14 protein-coding genes and 1 tRNA gene are annotated in these 17683 nt (G+C 54.1%); 3 read left to right on the plus strand and 12 right to left on the minus strand.

The annotated features are described in order from the left end of the window. Nucleotides 1-79: 79 nt before the first annotated feature. The 9 genes from H8B13_RS10690 to H8B13_RS10730 all read right to left on the minus strand — a co-directional run bounded on the left by H8B13_RS10690 (nt 80) and on the right by H8B13_RS10730 (nt 11533). On the minus strand, nt 80-1573 hold the full coding sequence (locus H8B13_RS10690; RefSeq protein WP_187310778.1) for a sodium:solute symporter: 1494 nt from the start codon (nt 1571-1573) through the stop codon (nt 80-82). Between the two features lie 134 nt (nt 1574-1707). Beyond that, nucleotides 1708-3243 (minus strand): TolC family protein, encoded by a 1536-nt coding sequence (locus H8B13_RS10695; RefSeq protein WP_187310779.1) that lies wholly within the window; start codon nt 3241-3243, stop codon nt 1708-1710. After that, nucleotides 3240-4628: an HlyD family secretion protein gene (locus H8B13_RS10700; RefSeq protein ID WP_187310780.1), complete on the minus strand. Its 1389-nt coding sequence runs from the start codon at nt 4626-4628 to the stop codon at nt 3240-3242. Before H8B13_RS10700 ends, H8B13_RS10695 begins: the two co-directional genes overlap by 4 nt. Next, nucleotides 4621-5637: an ABC transporter ATP-binding protein gene (locus tag H8B13_RS10705; protein WP_166074537.1), complete on the minus strand. Its 1017-nt coding sequence runs from the start codon at nt 5635-5637 to the stop codon at nt 4621-4623. The genes H8B13_RS10700 and H8B13_RS10705 overlap by 8 nt, the downstream gene beginning before the upstream one ends. 186 nt (nt 5638-5823) lie before the next feature. Then, complete coding sequence (locus tag H8B13_RS10710; RefSeq protein ID WP_187310781.1) at nt 5824-6837, minus strand: MBL fold metallo-hydrolase; 1014 nt, start codon at nt 6835-6837, stop codon at nt 5824-5826. A 124-nt stretch (nt 6838-6961) separates the two neighbouring features. Beyond that, nucleotides 6962-7540 carry a hypothetical protein gene (locus H8B13_RS10715; RefSeq protein WP_261990312.1) on the minus strand — a complete coding sequence of 193 codons (579 nt, stop codon included), beginning with the start codon at nt 7538-7540 and terminating at the stop codon, nt 6962-6964. 133 nt (nt 7541-7673) lie between these two features. Next, nucleotides 7674-8894 carry an MFS transporter gene (locus H8B13_RS10720; protein ID WP_187310782.1) on the minus strand — a complete coding sequence of 407 codons (1221 nt, stop codon included), beginning with the start codon at nt 8892-8894 and terminating at the stop codon, nt 7674-7676. A 14-nt stretch (nt 8895-8908) separates the two neighbouring features. Continuing rightward, nucleotides 8909-10729, minus strand: a complete 1821-nt coding sequence (locus H8B13_RS10725; protein WP_187310783.1) for a M61 family metallopeptidase — start codon at nt 10727-10729, stop codon at nt 8909-8911. A gap of 180 nt (nt 10730-10909) precedes the next feature. Further along, a complete protein-coding gene (locus tag H8B13_RS10730) occupies nt 10910-11533 on the minus strand; it encodes a class I SAM-dependent methyltransferase (RefSeq protein WP_187310784.1) in 624 nt (207 codons plus the stop codon). Nucleotides 11534-11734: 201 nt separating this feature from the next. Here H8B13_RS10730 and H8B13_RS10735 point away from each other — a divergent pair, with 201 nt between their 5' ends. The 3 genes from H8B13_RS10735 to H8B13_RS10745 all read left to right on the plus strand — a co-directional run bounded on the left by H8B13_RS10735 (nt 11735) and on the right by H8B13_RS10745 (nt 13536). Further along, nucleotides 11735-12454, plus strand: a complete 720-nt coding sequence (locus H8B13_RS10735) for a phosphatase PAP2 family protein (RefSeq protein ID WP_187310785.1) — start codon at nt 11735-11737, stop codon at nt 12452-12454. Between the two features lie 119 nt (nt 12455-12573). After that, nucleotides 12574-12655 (plus strand) — tRNA-Leu (locus tag H8B13_RS10740). Between the two features lie 191 nt (nt 12656-12846). Next, nucleotides 12847-13536, plus strand: coding sequence for a phosphatase PAP2 family protein (locus H8B13_RS10745; protein WP_187310786.1), 690 nt, complete (start codon nt 12847-12849; stop codon nt 13534-13536). Between the two features lie 28 nt (nt 13537-13564). Here the strand turns inward: H8B13_RS10745 and H8B13_RS10750 are convergent, their stop codons facing one another. The 3 genes from H8B13_RS10750 to H8B13_RS10760 all read right to left on the minus strand — a co-directional run bounded on the left by H8B13_RS10750 (nt 13565) and on the right by H8B13_RS10760 (nt 17512). Continuing rightward, nucleotides 13565-15889: a GAF domain-containing protein gene (locus H8B13_RS10750; protein ID WP_187310787.1), complete on the minus strand. Its 2325-nt coding sequence runs from the start codon at nt 15887-15889 to the stop codon at nt 13565-13567. Nucleotides 15890-16020: 131 nt separating this feature from the next. Next, a complete protein-coding gene (locus H8B13_RS10755; RefSeq protein WP_187310788.1) occupies nt 16021-16620 on the minus strand; it encodes a hypothetical protein in 600 nt (199 codons plus the stop codon). Between the two features lie 271 nt (nt 16621-16891). Further along, nucleotides 16892-17512 (minus strand): hypothetical protein, encoded by a 621-nt coding sequence (locus H8B13_RS10760; protein ID WP_187310789.1) that lies wholly within the window; start codon nt 17510-17512, stop codon nt 16892-16894. Between the last annotated feature and the right edge of the window lie 171 nt (nt 17513-17683).

The following is a 17683-nucleotide window of genomic DNA, read 5'->3' on the forward strand; positions in this document are numbered from 1 at the left end:
TGGGGGGCAAATTGCCCCAACTAGGTGCGTACGGCAAAGGTACGAACCAGTTAGCGGGCTATCCTTTTTCCAACAACTATTAGCGCGCAGGGTTCAACTCCGGCACTGCTTCTGGTACCGCCGACCGCGAAATAGCCAATAACCCCAGGAACGTAATCAATCCGTTGAGCAGCAGGATTTCAAAGCCAAACTTATACCCCCCCAGCCACGCCTCTGAGTTGGCATTGATGAGTAAGGTGAGAAGCGGCGCCGCGATGCATACCGGCAGCACAAGCGGCTCGCGCAGCATCCGGGTGGTCAGAATGCCAAAGGAAAACAAGCCCAGCAGCGGCCCATATGTGTAGCCCGCCAACTTAAACACCGCCGTGATAAGGCTCTGGTCGTTAATGGCCCGGAAAATCAGGATGATAACAATGAGCACCACTGAGAAACCCAGGTGGGTGATTTGACGCAACTGCGTCTGCTTAGCCTCGGGGTACTGGCGAATGGAGAGGAAATCGACGCAAAACGAGGTAGTAAGCGCCGTAAGGGCCGAGTCGGCAGAGGCATAGGTAACGGCTACGATGCCTAGGATGAAGATGATGCCCGCAAACAAGGTGAAGTGCTCGGTAGCCAGCAGTGGGAATACGTCATCGCCGATAATTTTGCCTGCTGCGTTGGTAGGCAATTGAATGCCCTTTATGGCGGCAAACTTATAAAGCAACACGCCCAGCGTGAGGAACAGAATATTGACGAAAACCAGCACCAGCGTAAACCAGAACATATTCTTCTGAGCGTCGCCGAGGCTACGGCAGCTCAGGTTTTTCTGCATCAGATCCTGGTCGAGGCCAGTCATTACGATGGTGATGAAGGCACCGGAGGCGAATTGCTTCCAGAAAAACTTGTCGTCTTTGACATCGGAGAAGTAGATCTGCGACATGTCGCTCTCTTTCACCGTGCGCACCAAGTCAGCGAAGCCCAAATTCAACTCCGACGACACCAGATAAATGCTCACGCCCACGCAGGTGAGCATGGCCAACGTCTGGAAAGTGTCAGTCCAGAGAATGGTTTTTAACCCCCCACGGAAGGTGTAGAGATAAATAAGCATAATGCTGACAATCACCGTGACCACAAACGGCACGCCCATATCATCGAACACGGCTAGTTGCAGCACACCCGCCACCAAATACAAGCGCAAGGCCGAGCCCGCCGCCCGCGAAATCAAAAAGAAAAGCGCTCCGGTCTTGTAGCTCCAAAACCCAAAGCGTTGCTCCAGATACCCATAAATTGACATCAGCCGCAAGCGGTAATACAACGGCATTAGTACCAAACCAATGACTAGATAACCAACCAGATACCCCATGACCACGGCCATGTAGCTCCACGATTGGGACTGCACCATGCCCGGCACCGAAATAAATGTGACGCCCGATAGCGAGGTGCCAATCATGGCGAAAGCCACCATGTACCAGGGGGCATTTCGGTTGGCAACGAAGAAACTCTCACTGGTTGCTTTGCGCGAAGTAAGCAGCGCAATGACGATAAGAATGACAAAGTAGCCTGCAATCAGGCTCAGAATAAGGGTGGGCGACATAAATTGAGTTGCCGGTTAGTGGTGGTCAGGTGCCGGTTTCGGTTTGGTAGAAACCAGCAGGTGGGCCAGTAGCTAGACGCTACGGAAAACCAAAGCTACTATCTAACGGCCAACAACCGACAACTATAATCAGCTTACTCCAGGCCTGTCAGGCGGGTACCGGCATAGTAATATAGCTCGGCCAACGATTTTTCATAGTTAGCCCGCATACTTTCCTGCTTGATGCGCAGGTCAATTAGCTTGGTTTCTCGGCTGTTAATGAGGAAGATAGTGCTTTCGCCCAAGTCGTACTTTTCCAGCTCAGCCTGTAGCAGGGTGCGCTGATTGGCGATAGTGAGCGCCTGAACCGTGAGTTGACGTTCGTAGGCCCTAAGCGTGTTGTAGGCAGCCGTAAGTTGGTTGAGAATAGTGCGCTGGCTTTGCTGCTGTTCCAGCACCGTCTCTTGTACCTGAAAGCGAACCTGCTGAAGCTGGCCGCGCTGCTGCCGTAGGAACAGCGGAAACGCGAAGTCTACTCCCAGCTTATAATTATTGCGGCCAAAATCGTACGTGGGGGGCAATTCTGTGCGGTAAAAGTCGCCTTGGCTTAGCAGCGTGCCACTCACATTGATGCGGGGTTTCAGCAACTCGCGCCGATAGCGTTCCTCTATACCCAGCTGCCGGATTTCGGCCCCCAAACGGATCAGCGTTGGATGCTGCTTTGCCGCCTGATCAGTGAGCCGGCTAAACTCCTGAGCGCTTACCCCGTCGCGGCGAGCGGGCTGGGGCACAGCGCGTTCGGGAAGCTCCACGGGCTGCGCATTCTGGTTCCAGAGATGGTTGGAGAGCACAAGACGGGCGTTTTGCAGTTCCAGCTGCAACCGTTCGGCCTCTACAAGCCGGTCCTGAGCAATAATGCGGGCCTCCACGGAATCAATAGGAGCCTCGTCGCCCAAGTCTACTTTGCGGCTAATGGCTAGGAAACGAGTTTCAGCCAAATCCAGGCCCTCTTGAATAAGCGCAGCCTGCTGATAAGCATAGTACCAGCTCCAGTAATCTTTGGCTACTTGGAGCCACACTTCGTTGATTTTCTTTACGCGGTCGGCCTCGGCGGCCGTCACCAAGATGCGTGCCTGCCGCAAAGTGCTGCGTCGGGCATCAATCAATAATCCTTGTCCTAATGGTACCGACAAACCAACTCCCGCCAGCCCCGCTACCGGAGTCTTCGTTTCGGGGTTGACGTACGTGCCTACGTACCGGTCGTAGCCGGCTGTCAGGTCGATGCCGCCGGGCCACAGTGGCACCGTGAGCTCGTTAGCCCACTTATTATAATATTCAGTGCCGCCAAATACTTTGCGATTGAAGCCTGCGCCCAGTTGCGGATCGAAGCCCCCGCGAGCTTCCAGTACTTCTGCCTGCGCCTTAGCGCTCAGGAGCGCCGCCTGCTTCACAATGGGATGATGCGCAAATACTATTTCGGCTAAGTCCTGAAGCGAAAATACTTGCGCAGTATCAACGAGTTGCGGCTCAGCTAGCAGTTTGCTTTGGCTTGGGAGTGGCTGTGAGACTGGCAACTGCTGAGCCACCGCTTGCACGATAATAGTGGGCCACGCTACGATGAGCACAATCAGGAACCGAAAAAAGCCCCCCAGCAAGCCAAATAATCGGTTCGAACAGATGAAAGACCTCATGACGAACTTACCATTTCGTCGGGTGGTCCCTGAGTAGGTGTAATGTTTTTTGGCTCAGCTTGCAGGCTGGGAGGAAACCCATTGAGCTGCCGCCAGATTTCGTACCATACCGGCACCGAATCCAGAATTACCCAACCGTATACGCCTGACCCAATTCGCAGCTGCTGGGGCCAAGCGTGGTCTTTTTGGCGCGTTCGGGAGGGGCGAATGAGGAGCCGGTAACGGCCATCGGTATTGCTGACTACGTCGATTACTGCTACTTCGCCCCCAAACGTGCCAACTGCCACGGAGGGCCAGCCCGAAAATTGAATAGCGGGCCAACCATCGAACTGTATCCTGGTTTGCCGGCCCCGCTGAATGAGCGGTACATCCATGGCCCGCACGTACAACTCAGCCGCTAGCACAGGAGCTTCAGGCTGGAGAGTAGCAATAGATTCTCCCTGCTTGATGGTTTCGCCGATGCCAGCTTTGAGCGTACGCACAACATAGCCGGTTTGGGGAGCACGCACGATGTAGAGCCCGCGTCGCACTTCCACATTGCTGATGCGGTTGCGCAAGGCCGCCACTTCGCCCTCCGAGCTAGCCCGGCTAGACACGGCCGAGCTTCGGTCGGACTGCGTCTTGGCTAATGTTTCCTGGTACTTCGCTCGAATTTCCGCCAGCTCGATGCGGGCATTGCTGAACGATTGGCGGGTATTCAGCAGCTTGTTGCGCTGGGCTACCACTTTGGCCAAATCCTCTTGAAGCTTCAAGCGCCGCGTCTCAATATCAGTGAGAGAAAATAGGCCATTCTTAAACCCTTCTTCGTAGCGTGCCAGCCGATTTTGGGCAATCTGGTAGAAGTTGGTGACAGCTACCAAATCGGCGCTGTCGATGGTAACGGTGTTCCGGGCCTGCTGTACCCGGTTTCCAGCGGCGGCTAGCTGCACCGTCAAGCCGGTTTGGAGAGCTTCGATTTGCTGGTTAGAGGCAGCAATCTGGGCGGCACTGGCGGCCACATTGCCGCGCTTGGCGGCCAGCTGCTCGCGTAGGCGCTCTGGTAGGTTAGGATCGAAGTATTCGTCCTGAATTTCGGAGATTGTCAACAACGTATCCCCCTTGTTTACAAGCTCCCCTTCGCGCACGGCCCAGCGCTCAATACGGCCCGCAATGGCATTCTGTACCGCTTGGGGGCGGTCTTGGGGTGTGAGGGCGGTGAGGCGGCCGGTACCCTGAATGGTCTGGCGCCAGGGCAGAAACAGGACAATTACAAAAGCAATACCGATCACGAGTAAGACGTGGCCCAAGCGGCGCCCACTCTTAGGGTCGAGCAGCTCCTGCCGAGTAGTAAGGGAAAACTCTTCCCACGCCTTCCGGGAGATATTCTGTTTGGATACATTAAGCATGCGTTTCCGTCGTAGCGTTGTCGAGTAAGGGTAAATCGGTTACGCCCGCAAGCTTTTCCACGCCAGTCAGCATGTCGAAGATGGTACCGATACTGGTGACCAGCTTCTCAATAGCATTGCTGACTTGCACAATGATGACCTCAGCGGCTACAAACTGCCCCAGACTCATTTGCCGCGACACCACGAACAGCGTGCCGGCGATGAGCAACCCTCCAATGAGGATAGTGCGTAGGAAAATCGCGTAGCCGAAATAGTATTTCAGCACCTTGAAATGGCCGTTGCGGGAGCGCAGATACTCGGCAGTCAGCTCGTCGGTGCGCATAATGGCCGCTCGTTGCTGCTCCTTATTATGGCGAAACTCCGGCAGCCGGCTAGCTACCTGTTCCAGCCAATCGACCACTTCGTATTTATGAGCCGATTCCTGAATGCTCGTGCGCAGTGCCCGCCGGTAGTGCATAACGTAAATCAGCACAAGCATCAGGATGGTGAACAGTCCAAAGGCAATAAAAATGGGGTGGTAAAAAGACAGAACGAGCAGCCCGAAGACTATCTGGAAGGCGCCAAATATTAGGTCGATCAGCAGCTTACTTAGTCCTTTTTGAACCGTCAGAATGTCGAAAAAGCGATTGACAAGTTCTGGTGGGTTTTGACCATTCAAGGACTCGGGCTGAATGCGTGGCAGGCGATACGCAAACTCCAGGGCTGCCTTGGCAAATAAGCGCTGCTCAATGGCTTCCACCATTGTCATCTGGCCAATTAACAGGATACCGCCCAGCAGTAAGCCTAGCACAACCACGCCAATCAGAATGTACGTGGAGCCAAAGATGGCGCCCGTCGAGACGAGGTTGAAAACGGCCTGGGTTCCGAGCGGCAGCGTAAGGCTAATCAGGCCAGTGATGATGGCATAAATAAGAATAAAGCGAATAGTCTTACGTTCAGAATCCAGCATGCCGGTCAGGCGCTGCCAAGGTGTAGGGGGAGGGGCTAAGCTGGGGGAACGTGACGCCATGTACTGGAAGAGTGAAAAAGATCGGGCCGGTGAGATGAACGCAGTCCGCGAAAAACCGCATTCTGGCCACGATATAGTGGGTCGTGCCCTACTGACGCACTCAACTCACTAGGCCGTAGCTGGTGCGCGTTAGCTCCACACAACAGTCACTCAGTCGTATCTGTTTTCGCCGCTTGTCCAGATCTGCTATTCCCAGTCCTGCCAGCGCATAATTTCACCTACGGCCGGGGCATGCAACTCGCCACGCAGCATTTGGCCGTTGGCTACTTCTTGGAGGGTGCGTAGGGGCTCAGAGGCAGGCTCATCGGAGAGGTCGAAGGTGCCATGGTGCATAGGAACAACGTGGCCGGCGCGCAGAATATTGGCGGCTTTTGCGGCCTCGTGCGGGTCCATGTGGCTGAGCTGCATCATAAAGGATGGCTTATAGGCCCCGATAGGCATTATGCAGACATCAAGGGGGCCAAATTGCTTCTCTATTTCCTCAAAATGCCCTCCGAAGCCACTGTCGCCGCAGAAGTAGAGCAGCCTGTCTGCCACGCGCAGCATAAAGCTGCCCCAAAGTATGTGGTTCATATCTGTAAGGCCGCGGCGGTGCCAATGTGAGGCGGGCAAGTAGGTAATCTCTAGCCCAGAATTGCCCCCCAGATTATATTGCTGCCACCAACCCGCTTCCTGCACTGACACGTTAGGAGCCATGCCGCGCAGCAGTTTGGTCATATTAAGTGGAGCCAGAACCTGCATGTCGGGATTTTGCCGGGCTATTGTCTTGATAGAAGCTTGGTCGAGGTGGTCACGGTGACCGTGAGAGAGCAACAAGTAATCGATGCCGGTGATATCCTCGGGGCGACAAGGCAGCGCATGCCGATGCCGCAGTCCTAAAGAAGAGTACAACACGGGGTCGAACAGCAGCGTGACGCCCGCCACCCGCCACAGAAACGTAGCGTGGCCCAACCACACCAGCATGTCTTCAGTCGAGGTGAAAGCATCGGCGCAATCCACCACAGCCGGCACCCAACTATCTGCTTTCTTCTCAGCTTTCTGTGGGTTTTCGGTTAGCTGCCAGCGGATTACGTTGCTGAATTTGGGTTCGTACAGCACTTCGCCGTTGCAGAATTCACTGCCAATCATCTTGTTGCCAGGATAATTGGGGCGAATGGTTTTCAGATTCTCGTTGCGACGATACGTAGTGCGAGCGGCCATAAAAAGGCGAAATAGAAGTTGGAAGCGAGGTGGAAAGGTAAACAAACAACCCGTTCAGAAAAGCTAAAAAAGCCCCCCAACCGTGGCTGGGGGGCTTTTTTAGCTTTCTAAATAGTGCCAAGGGCTACCAACCATACGGATAGCCGGGGCCCATACCAAGGCCGGGCGTTGCACCCGTAGAGTAGCGCACACCACCCGAAACGGAAATGTTTTCCGTGATTTTGTAGTCGGCGCGCATATTGAAGCCCGAGCCCATGTTGCCGTCACTAAAGCCGCGAATACCGGGTGCGGGGGGCAAATTTGAGAAATCGCGCCAAGCGGTGCCGGTCAGCGATACGCGCGGACTCAGCGCATATTCGGCGCCCGCCTGCACTAGGTAATGATTGGTAACCATCGGCGTTGTAGCCAAGACGTTATCGGAGGAGCGGGCATAAACCGAGCCCGGCAACACGCGCAGATAGGTGAGGCCGGTAAACAAACGCAGACGGTTGTTGACTTGGTAGCTGGCCGTAGGACTGAGGTAAGTAGCGGAGCCAAAACGCCCCGCAAACGTAGCACCAGCACTCAGATTGTAAGAAACCCGCGAGCGGAGCAAGCTAGGCGTTGTCGGGGCAACCTCTGCGTCAGTAGAAGTTTGGGCCAACACGTTGCCTGTGAGGAAAAGGCAGGCTCCAATAAGGAAAGCAGATACTTTAGATAGCATAGGTCGAAACAAGAAACGCAAATCTGGGAAGCAGCTTCAAGGTACGAAGCCGCAAACTATCAGACCCTACTTAGGCCGAATTGGTTGCTCTTTCCAGCAAAGAAAAGCCCTTGGTTGTGCTTTAGATCGACGCCTAAGTTACTGGACTCAACGTCGCCCCACGGCGTGCTTGCCACGCTACCGCGCCTAAGCACAGCGCAAACCAAGCCCAAGGTAGCCGCAAATCCAGCACCGATAAACCGGCGAATATCAGGGTGGTAGCGAAGCTAGCTAACCCCTGCAACGCCTGATTCAAGCCAAATACTTCGCCCCGGTTTGCCTCAGTTGTGCGCTGAGCCAATAAGCCCTCTAGCAAGCCCTGAATAAGGGAAAGGGTAAGACAATCTAGCGTCACGAGCACATATAAGTTCACCCGCGACGAGCCCATAAGCCCGTAGGCAGCCAATACCGGCACGCCCAACGCCGCCAACCAAAAAATGGCCCGCCGCTGATTGATATGGTCGGCGAAATAGGTGTAAAACACATAGTTGAGGCCGATGCTCAAGGCCCCAAAAAACATGAAAAAGTAGGAGATTTCTTGCGCGTTCATCTGCTGCTCGCCCAAGCTCACGAAAGGCACAAAGTAGAAATAATACCCCGTGCTCAACGTAAGCGCCACTTGCATGAGCACAATGCGGCGCAGGTCGCCATTTGGAGTATCGTTGGCGCGTAGTCGGGCCCAAAGCGTCAAGGGGTTCAGACCGCGACTTAGCTCGGCGCGTAGCTCAGCCCCGCGCACAGGCGAGCGTCGGCTATGGGTTTCGGGGAGAAGAAAGTTGAGCACCACGTTCACCGCCGCCAAACTTACCGCTAAAGCCGAGACATAGGCCGCTTCTTCAACTTGCGGCACGTCCAGCGTGGTTAGGAGCAAGCCAGCGGCCATCGGGCCCAGCACGAAGCCCAAAGAGATAATTGCCCCTTCAATTCCCAGATTTTTGAACAGGTCGTCTTTGTTCGAAATATCGGTAATGGCGGAGCGAATAGTAGAGTACATACCATTAGTGAGGCCGTCACTCAGCCGATTGACGAAGTACAGGCCCGTGCGCACCGGCAGCAGTAAAGCCGTAGCCAGCAAGGTGCCCGCCGCCGACAAAATCAGGATGGGCCGCCGCCCGTAGCCATCGGAAAGGCGGCCCAAGAGTGGAGCCGAAAACAGCTGTACACCTAAAAACAGACCCGTACCCAACGATAGCCACAGCTGCGGCTGTGGTAGCGCGCGCACATACTCCGGCAGAATCGGCCCGATAGCCGAGCCCACGATCACATCGAGCAGAATAACCGCGTAAATAAGCGCGAGACGGGGATTCTCAATCAAAACAGCAAACCTCTCTACTTCGTCTTACTGCCCAGCCATGCCGCCCGAAACGCCAGTTGCTCGGGCGTAGCTGTAGGGGCTGGTACTACTTCTACCACCGGCACCTCGGCCAGCGTAACCTGTACGGTGCGCACTCCTGCGCGGGTACGAACCTCTACTGGAACCACGTCACTGGGCTTGTGTTTTTTGAGCAGTTTCTGTAGCGCCTCCTGATCCTTAAGCTTTTTGCCGTCGATCTTTAGCAATACGTCTTCCCGATCGACGCCAGCCAGGTAAAGCGGGCTGCCAACCAAGGTGCTGCTAGCAATGGTAGCACCTTGGTTGGCAAAAGTTAAGTCGAGGAGACCCAAAGTGGGCTGGCCAGGTCGGGCACGGCGCACCAACAGGCCAGCGGGAGCCAATAGCTCTTCATAATTGGGTAATTCATGCCCCGTAATATGAGTGCGGAAAAACTGACCGGCGAAGGCCGTATCGCGGGCTACTTCCCCTAAAATTCGTTGCAAATCTGGGAGCGTGTAGGGGCGCTGGGGGGCAAAATTCTGCTGGCCTTGACCGTGTTGCTGCCATACGGCCCGCATATACGCATCCAGATCCGTCTTATAGTTCTGACGCAACATCAGATCGAGCGCCAGTGCATTTGCCCCCCCGATGGTGTAGTAAGACAGGTAAGTGTTAACACGGTTGTTAGGATCGATTGCCGCCGCCGCATCTACAAATGGCGCCTGTTGGCTCATCTGCACCGGCGAGTACAAGCGAGCGCCCGGCGAGTTTGCCATGCTGTTGACGATAGTTGTTAGCTCTTTCATGTACTGCGCCTCGGTGAGAATATTGGCCCGACGCAAAAGCAAGTCGCCGTAATACATAGTAAAGCCTTCCGCAAACCACAACGCCTCACTTTGGTTGGCGCGGTCGAACTCAAACGGCTCCAAGGACTTTGGCCGAATGCGCTCCACGTTCCAAGCATGGAAAAACTCGTGTGATACGGTGCCCAAGTTGTCGATTGCTCCTTGCCCGCGCAACGGGCGGGCACTGGTAAGCGAGGTGGAGTTGCGGTGCTCCATGCCGTCGCCGCTGGTTTGGGGCAAGTAGTTGGCAATGAAAGTGTAGCGTCCGAAATCGAAGGCAGGTAACTCACCAAAAACGGCGCTTGCCTCCCGCACAATTTTTTTCGTTTGGTCGGCGTAGGCGTCTAGCTCGGCTGGTGTGCCCTCATGTAATACGGCCAGCTCAATGGTTTTTCCTTGTTCCTGCCAGGTGCGCACCTGCTGGACACCCAAGGAAGTGGGCGAGTCCATGAGGTATTGCAGGTGGGGGGCAAAATACGTGTTAGCCGCCGCCTCCGGGCGTAGTTGTGTAGCTACCTGCCAGCCGGTGGGCAGTTCAAACCGCACCTGGGCGGGGTGCTCTTCAAGCCCGCGAGCGTAAGCCAGCGTGGCCGGAATATTCAGGTGGGCGTGGCGCTCGTCGATGCCTGCGTAGGTACCGTCGGTGCGGTCGCCGAAGAGGGTATAGCTAAAGCGCACAGTGCCATCGTGGCCGGCTACGTCCCAGCCGGATGGGTCGGGGCGGCTGATGCTCAGTGGTTTGCCTTTAGAGTCGGTGGCTTTTACGGCATACACGTTCTTAGCAAACTCATGCAAGGCATAGCGGCCCGGCGAGCTGCGCGCCATGCGTACCTGCAATGAGCCAGGTTTCAGATCAGAAAAGACCACCGTCACTTGTGCTTCGTGGTGCACTGCATTCGGAAAAGCCACGCTGTACTGCACCGGCGCCTGGGCAAGCGCAGCACTGGAAATAGCAAGAATAGCGAGCAGGGAAGTAGCAATTTTCCGCATAGTAACAGGTGTGTGAATAGGTAGGTTGGAATGGTAAAAATGGGTGATTTTTCAGACCCTTCAGCGAAATATGTTTTGAGCTACCTGAATGAAAAAGCCCCCCAGCGCAACCTATATGCGCTGGGGGGCTTTTGAGGGGAGGAATTACATGAATAAATAACTTGTTTATAATGCTGTATACTATGATTGGATTGGAAGCTTGAATACTGCTGCTTCTATCATTCCTTTGAAAAACCGCTCAGAATATACACGGCTCAATCCTAGTCGCGCCAGCTCCTCGGGCCAGGGTGGCAGGCGCCGGGCCTTGATATTAGCCATAAGGCGAAAAAAAGCATACATCACCGTCAGCAACCCGCGTTGCCACCACACTTCTGTGGGGCAAAAATCGGCGACCAACCAAGTCGCGCCGGGCTTACAAACTGCTTTTAAACGCGGAAGAAGCAGCCTCAAATCCGGCAGGATAAATAAATCGAGCAGGAAAAAGGTGATAAGCGCGTCAAATTGAGCGCCGGGGGGCAAATCTGCTTCCGTACCAAGCTTGAATTCGACCTGCGCCACATGAGCCGGCGCTTGCCGTTGCAGCAAAGCCTGCGACTTGCGCAGCATAACTGCTGATGCTTCCAGGTACAAAATACGCGCCCTTGGCCGCAATTTTAGTGTTTCTAATAGCACCCAGCCCGTGCCGCCGCCCACAATCAACACCGACGGAGTACTGGGGGGTAAATATGCCAATGCGGCTTGCTGGGCCCGCTGCAAAGCCGAGCCAAACACCAAGCGGGCCAGCGGGTCGTAGAACGCCGCCACAAAATCGAAAGAGGCTGATTTGCGTTCGATAAGTATCGCGTTTGAAGTGAATGGTGTAGTTGTTGAAAGTTAGTAGCTGAGGTTGCGCCCCTCCAGAATAGCCGTGAACTGAAGCGCTGGTGCTCAAGGCATGCTTTCCTGGATTGCGTAAACATACCAAAGTCTGCAGCGTACTCACTTCAGTACCCGTACTCATCCTCTATGACTAATGCTTTGCGCCGCTTGCTGGCGGGCTTCTTATTATTCATCACCGAATTTGCCATTATGCTCACGTTGGGGGTAGTGGGCGTGGTGGTTTTTTTAGCCGTCAGTCGGGAAGTATTCGACCAGGATGCAGCTAGCTTCGATGCGCAGGCATTTCGTTGGGCGCGCGATGTGATGGGAGCGGAGCAGCAGGTGTGGGTTGAAGCCATTACGTTTCTAGCCTCACGCAATTTCATTACCACGGTGGCCCTCGCCTTGATTGGCTGGTTTCTGTTTCTGCGCCGTCACCGATGGTATTCCCTACTTATTCCGGTGGTGGCCCTAGGCAGTATTTCACTCAATCTGGTGCTGAAGAATTTTTACAATCGCCCCCGGCCCTTGCTGCCTCTCACTTCCGCGTCGGGACTTAGCTTTCCCAGCGGCCACGCCATGATTAGTGCCTCCTTTTATGGCCTCCTGATTTACTTAGTATATACCCACGTGCGCCGCCCCGTCTGGCGCTGGCTCCTGATCAGTATTCTGGGGCTTCTCATTCTGCTTATTGGCTTCACACGCGTGTATCTGCGCGTGCACTACGCTACCGATGTGCTGGCGGGCTTTACTGCCGGTATCGTGTGGCTGCTAATTGCCATTCCGGTGCTGCGGCGCGTAGAATTTGAAACAAAAAAGCGACTCCGCCGCCCCTTGCAATCCCTTGATGAACAGCCTGCAAGCTAGGCTAGAAGGGTGTTGAATAGAAATTTTTGAGAAAAGAATTGTCGGAAAGCCTCGGCTGCTCCTATCTTTGCAGCGTTAAAAGACACCTCCAACGAGGAAAGTGCCATTTAGCTTATGCTGCGCTTGTGGCGAAATTGGTAGACGCGCTGTCTTCAGGCGGCAGTTCCGCAAGGTGTGGGAGTTCGAGTCTCCCCGAGCGCACAACAAAAAAAGCTGGTTCTTCGGGCCAGCTTTTTTTGTTTTCGGGCCAGCAAAAAGCCCCCCAGAATATGTGTTTCAGGCTTTGGCTGTCATAAGAATCCGGTATATACCAAAAGGCTAAAAAGCTGCCTTTCCTATTCTTTAGAAGAGAGAATAGTGGAAAGAAAACAGTTGAAGCGCTATTTTCCGGTATGAAAAACCTCACTGCCCGATTTTTGAAGCTCTTAGGGCTGCTGACAGCGGAAATTGTGTTGGTTAGCTTGTTGTTTATAATGGCGTTCGTGGTGTTTTTTTACCTCACGCGCATCGTCTTTGAGCAGCAATCGAAGGCGCTGGATGAGGCTGCGTTTCAGTGGATAGATGCGCACCGAACCAATTGGCCCGCACTTACGCGGCTGATGCGCGGAATTACATTTTTTGCTTCTGCGCCGTTTTTGGTGGCCACCACTATCTTGCTGCCCTCAGGATTAGCTCTGCGCAATTTCCGGCGCGAAGGTTTGGAAGTGTTCTGGGCCATTGTGGGTGCGGCGCTGCTTAATCAATTGCTGAAAACGCATTTTCAACGCCTGCGCCCCGATACTGCTCTAGTTCAGCAGTATGGGCTCAGCTTTCCCAGCGGCCACTCCATGATTGGGTTAGCACTGTACGGCTGTCTGGCCTGGCTGCTGTGGCGCCATGGCCGCCACCCAGCCTGGGCAGCGGCGCTATTATTCTGGGCCTTCGTGATTGGCCTGAGCCGGGTGTATTTGCACGTCCACTATTTTACCGATGTGCTGGCAGGTTTCGCGGCGGGTTTGGCGTGGCTTATTCTGCTGCGTGCAGGCCTGCACCTGTGGTGGCGCGAGGAAGCACGATTAGATGAAGAGGAAGTATCTAATTGAGATTACCTTCACTTTATCTAACAATATCCTAGAGCTTTACCTTCACCCGAAGGGCCAATAATCCCTTCACTCCCTGCAATTCCTCTAGCTCCAGCTCTTCTACTTCCGACTCCAAAAGGCCCCGATCCTGCAAATAATCCAGGTATTCAAGATACTCATCGGCCTCGCGCTGCTGCGCATAAACAAGGGCGATGTAGCCTGGTTGCGTTAGCCGCTCGCCAGTTCCCAGCACAGTGGCCTTATCAATCCGCTTCTTGATAATTTCGTAGCGAATGTTGTAGGCGCCATCCACATCAAACTGCCGCTCATCGAGGCGGAAACGAATGTTAAGTGGCTGACCGTGAATGAGAATCAGCTGGGTGGTTTCCAGCGATACGGGCAGCTTGTCCCGAAGCTCCGCAGTCCGACGGGTAATTTCTATCATTACCAGCAACTGCCATAAGCGCAGGTTTTTCAGAAAAACCAGATCGAAAGGCTTGTTCTCTACCAGCGAAGCACCCACGTAGATATTGTGCTCTACACCATCAGTTTTGAGACGCTGAAAGTAGTGCGGAAACATCTCCTGCGCCTTTTCCTCTTCCTCATCGAGGTAGTCGCTTACGGTATCATTGAGCAGGGTTACGCTTTGCTCAAACTCCTTGCGGCGCTTATATAGAATGCCCAGATCGGGGTCCATATTGGACCAATAGTTCGCAATAACGGGCCGCAAATCGGGAGTATTCTGAGACAAATAATCGAACAGGGGCTCTACTTCCGTCTTCAGCGACTCAAAAATGCTTACTTCGTCACCGGTCAGGATGCCTTGGCGCAAGCGGCGCAGGTGCTTGGAAACATAGAACTTGAGCTCGTCCAGAATAGGTAAGGCCTGAAATTCCGAGGCCTTTTTTAGCACCTTATTAGCAAGAGTAAGATGCTCTATCAAGTCGCCCTGAATGGCGTCGTTGCGGGCAGTGCTGCTGCTGCGAATGTCGCTGGAGCCGTGTAACGGATACACATCATGAAACACAATAGGCTCAATCTCAGCGTTTTTGTTGCCTTCCTCTACTTTGGCCAGCAGGTTCAGGGCAGCATCGGTGAAGCGCCACTCCATGGTAGGATGAATGGCCGTAAACTTCTCCTTAATGATTGCTTGCACGCGTGTCTGAATCTCCTCAGCATTGCGTTTCACCGCTACCGCGAACAGGGGCACAAACTGGTTGACTTTCTCCAGACAAAACTCATCCAGATCGTTCACATTCGGCGAGCCTAATTCGAGCAAACCCACCGTGTCATCGCCGTATGGCAGCAGGGCCAGAATTGCGCTGCGAATACCGATGCCCAGAATCTGCTGGCGCAAATCTTCGGGAATGTCGGCCTGCTCAACATCTTCCAGGACCAGCGGCTGGCGGTCTTGCCAGAGCTGGGAATAAATCTGACGGAAGCCGCTACCAGCCTCCTGGTGAGCCAGTTGCTTGGTCAGAAAGCTGTGATTGATTTTGCGCCCAAAGTCTACAAACGCCTTTTTCTTCTCGTCATACGCCGCAATGCCAAGCTGCAAGAAAGGGCGTCCAAACAGCACCCGCAGCTTTTCCTGAATCTGCTCGAGGCGGTCGGAGGCTTGCAGCACATCGCGCTCCAGCAGGTCGTACTTCAGTTCCGAGAGAATTTCCTGCTCTGTGACATCCGCCAGATTCAGGATGTTGAAACCCACTAGCTCAAAGCTGCTGGGGGGCAAAAGCTCCTGCCACAGATCGGTGCGGTGCAGGTTGTGCGTGAGCGTGTCCAACTGCGCCGACGTAAGCGCGGGGCGCTCACCAATCACGCGCACATCCAGAAACGTAGAGTCGAAATCGACGCTGTAGTGACGGTATAGGCCAATGTTATAATCGGGTACTGTAAACGTGATGGAGCCCGTAATTGGCAGCTGCACGCCGTATATCTTATCCAGAATCAGGGCGTAAGCCATTCGCGCCATGTATACTTCCATGGTGCGCGAATCCACGTTCAGCGGCTGCTTGATGTTCTGCTGTGGATTGAGCAGCACCTCCGCAAAGCGTGGCGTATGATAGAAGCTGTAGCGCTGGAAAGGCGGAATAACGCCGCTGATAGCCGTTTGGAAAGATGCGGACGGAATAACGGCCAGCATGAGCGTTTCTACTAAGTCGCAGTTGCACTCAATGGTAGCATGATCGAGGATGGGGCCGCGGGCCCAATCGGCGGCGGCCACCTGCTCACCAATGGAGCGCGCGAGCAACGCTACACCCGGATTAGGATCAGTCTCGCGGGCTTGCCAGTACGCAATCAGCGGCTCCAGACTCAGAGTCGTAGCAAACGGAAAGGCCGTGGCGACGTGGGGGGATAATTCTTTCAGCATGACAAAGCGTATAACCCCGATAATGATTTTTTTTTTACAGACAGCAGCCATTTATATCTAGCCCGGCAAGGCTAGTATACGCAAGATAAATAAGTCTGAATACCGCTGGCCGCACGTTCATTGCCAATATTTTAGCGACTAAGCACAACAGTTTTTGGCTCGTCGCCTTCGGCAGGGGTTATATCCAAAATAGTGCCTGAGGTACCAGGCTTTTCGGCCTTGGTCACGCGTAGTTTTTTGCCTTCGTTCTGATAGCAGGTGCAGCACCCGTCGCCTACGAAACGGCCCGCCAGCATAATAGAATCGAGTGAGTAGAAGACGGTTTCGGGAGGAGTAGTGCTCCCTGGGAAGCGTCGAACGACGTAGAGCTGATACTTATAAGCGTCGAGCTTGCGTGCGCCGCCCGCCGTGAATGGTGCGGCAGTATTGAGTATGATCGGCTCAGCCACCAGCCCTAGGGAGCGGATAATGCGGGCAGTATCGTTGGGCACTTTCGGCGCGTTTGGTGGTAGCTGCACCAACGGATCAACATACGGGTAGCGTACCAACACAACGGTATCTACATCGGCGGGGCGGAAGCCAGTGGCGCCTTGTGAATCTTCGAGGTTGAACTGAAAGTAGATAGCATCTTCAAAGGTGTCGTTGCACTCGCAGGATACGCTGCCGCAGCAGGCACTTAACGCTAGGGCTACAAATAGCCCCAGCAGCCAGGTAAATAATTTACGCCTCATAGCCGGTAAAGATAAGTAGGCGCGTCGAGGATATCGGGAGAAAAGCCCCCCAGCGCATATGCTTAACGAACAGCTTTGCGAGAAAGTCTGCAAACTTGTTACGCGGGCGTTTTGCTGGCCTGTTGCTGTCTTTTCTGCAACCGCAATCAGTTAAAAGTGCGGCCTGGCTTGCCTAGATTAGAAGCGGGGTGGCTGGTCTTTTGGGTGGCTGTAACCGCCTAATGCTATTTCATAAAAAAAGCCTCCCAGCTACGTTGCTGGGGGGCTTTTCTTAGTTTGGGCTGGTGGCTACGGTCTGGCCCATGATTACTTCGACAGGACCACGGTTTGCAAACTCCGTTTTTAAGGCCACGGCATCTACTTCCAACTGGGGCCGAATCTGGTCGAGGGCATGGCGAAGGGCTAGTACATCGGCTAGGCGGGGGGCGTCGCTCTGAGAATAGCCATGGTACATAGCCACCCGCACCGACGATTGGCCCGTGCCGGCATACGTGCCCAGTAGCTCACCGTGAGCATCATACAACTGCACTTCGGCCCTCACCCGGCTGCAATACCAGCCGAGTGGAACGCCTATCATAGAAGGAGTAAGCAATGTCATCATCTGGAAAACCTGCAAGGCCCGACCCGGCCGGGACACGGAGGCTTCCATTATTTGCAGCTTCACATAGCCAAACTTGGTGCTGTCGCCGGCGTCGATGATGTTTTGATTTAGCTCCTGCTCAAACATCTTGCGCGCATCATCATACTCTGTGGCCTCGGTCACCATGAGCAGGCTGTTGTCAACATCGACTTGTAGGGCCGGCAGACGGCTGGTGAGGCTAGCTGACGAAGCTTTAAACAATACCTTATCCGCCGATTTGCAGCCCGACAGGATAATTCCGGACAGAAGCAAAAGGGTTAAACACCGTAGAGCGTGTTTCATAAACATTGTCATTCAGAGCGATAGGCACATGGCTATATCAAAAATAAGACAATTTTGGCACCGATTATAAGGCATAATGTATGCTTATTCAATAAATAATACATTTAGTTGAATAAATACCAGATTGGCTATGTATGAATT

The organism is Hymenobacter sp. BT188 (assembly GCF_014333585.1).
Lineage (GTDB): Bacteria > Bacteroidota > Bacteroidia > Cytophagales > Hymenobacteraceae > Hymenobacter.

Excerpts from the sequence above, each read along its gene's own strand:
- H8B13_RS10725 (WP_187310783.1), bottom strand. The coding sequence starts at position 10,729 with ATGCGGAAAATTGCTACTTCCCTGCTCGCTATTCTTGCTATTTCCAGT.
- H8B13_RS10710 (WP_187310781.1), bottom strand. The coding sequence starts at position 6,837 with ATGGCCGCTCGCACTACGTATCGTCGCAACGAGAATCTGAAAACCATT.
- H8B13_RS10750 (WP_187310787.1), bottom strand. The coding sequence starts at position 15,889 with ATGCTGAAAGAATTATCCCCCCACGTCGCCACGGCCTTTCCGTTTGCT.
- H8B13_RS10705 (WP_166074537.1), bottom strand. The coding sequence starts at position 5,637 with ATGGCGTCACGTTCCCCCAGCTTAGCCCCTCCCCCTACACCTTGGCAG.
- H8B13_RS10735 (WP_187310785.1), top strand. The coding sequence starts at position 11,735 with ATGACTAATGCTTTGCGCCGCTTGCTGGCGGGCTTCTTATTATTCATC.
- H8B13_RS10715 (WP_261990312.1), bottom strand. The coding sequence starts at position 7,540 with ATGCTATCTAAAGTATCTGCTTTCCTTATTGGAGCCTGCCTTTTCCTC.
- H8B13_RS10755 (WP_187310788.1), bottom strand. The coding sequence starts at position 16,620 with ATGAGGCGTAAATTATTTACCTGGCTGCTGGGGCTATTTGTAGCCCTA.
- H8B13_RS10745 (WP_187310786.1), top strand. The coding sequence starts at position 12,847 with ATGAAAAACCTCACTGCCCGATTTTTGAAGCTCTTAGGGCTGCTGACA.
- H8B13_RS10695 (WP_187310779.1), bottom strand. The coding sequence starts at position 3,243 with ATGAGGTCTTTCATCTGTTCGAACCGATTATTTGGCTTGCTGGGGGGC.
- H8B13_RS10700 (WP_187310780.1), bottom strand. The coding sequence starts at position 4,628 with ATGCTTAATGTATCCAAACAGAATATCTCCCGGAAGGCGTGGGAAGAG.
- H8B13_RS10690 (WP_187310778.1), bottom strand. The coding sequence starts at position 1,573 with ATGTCGCCCACCCTTATTCTGAGCCTGATTGCAGGCTACTTTGTCATT.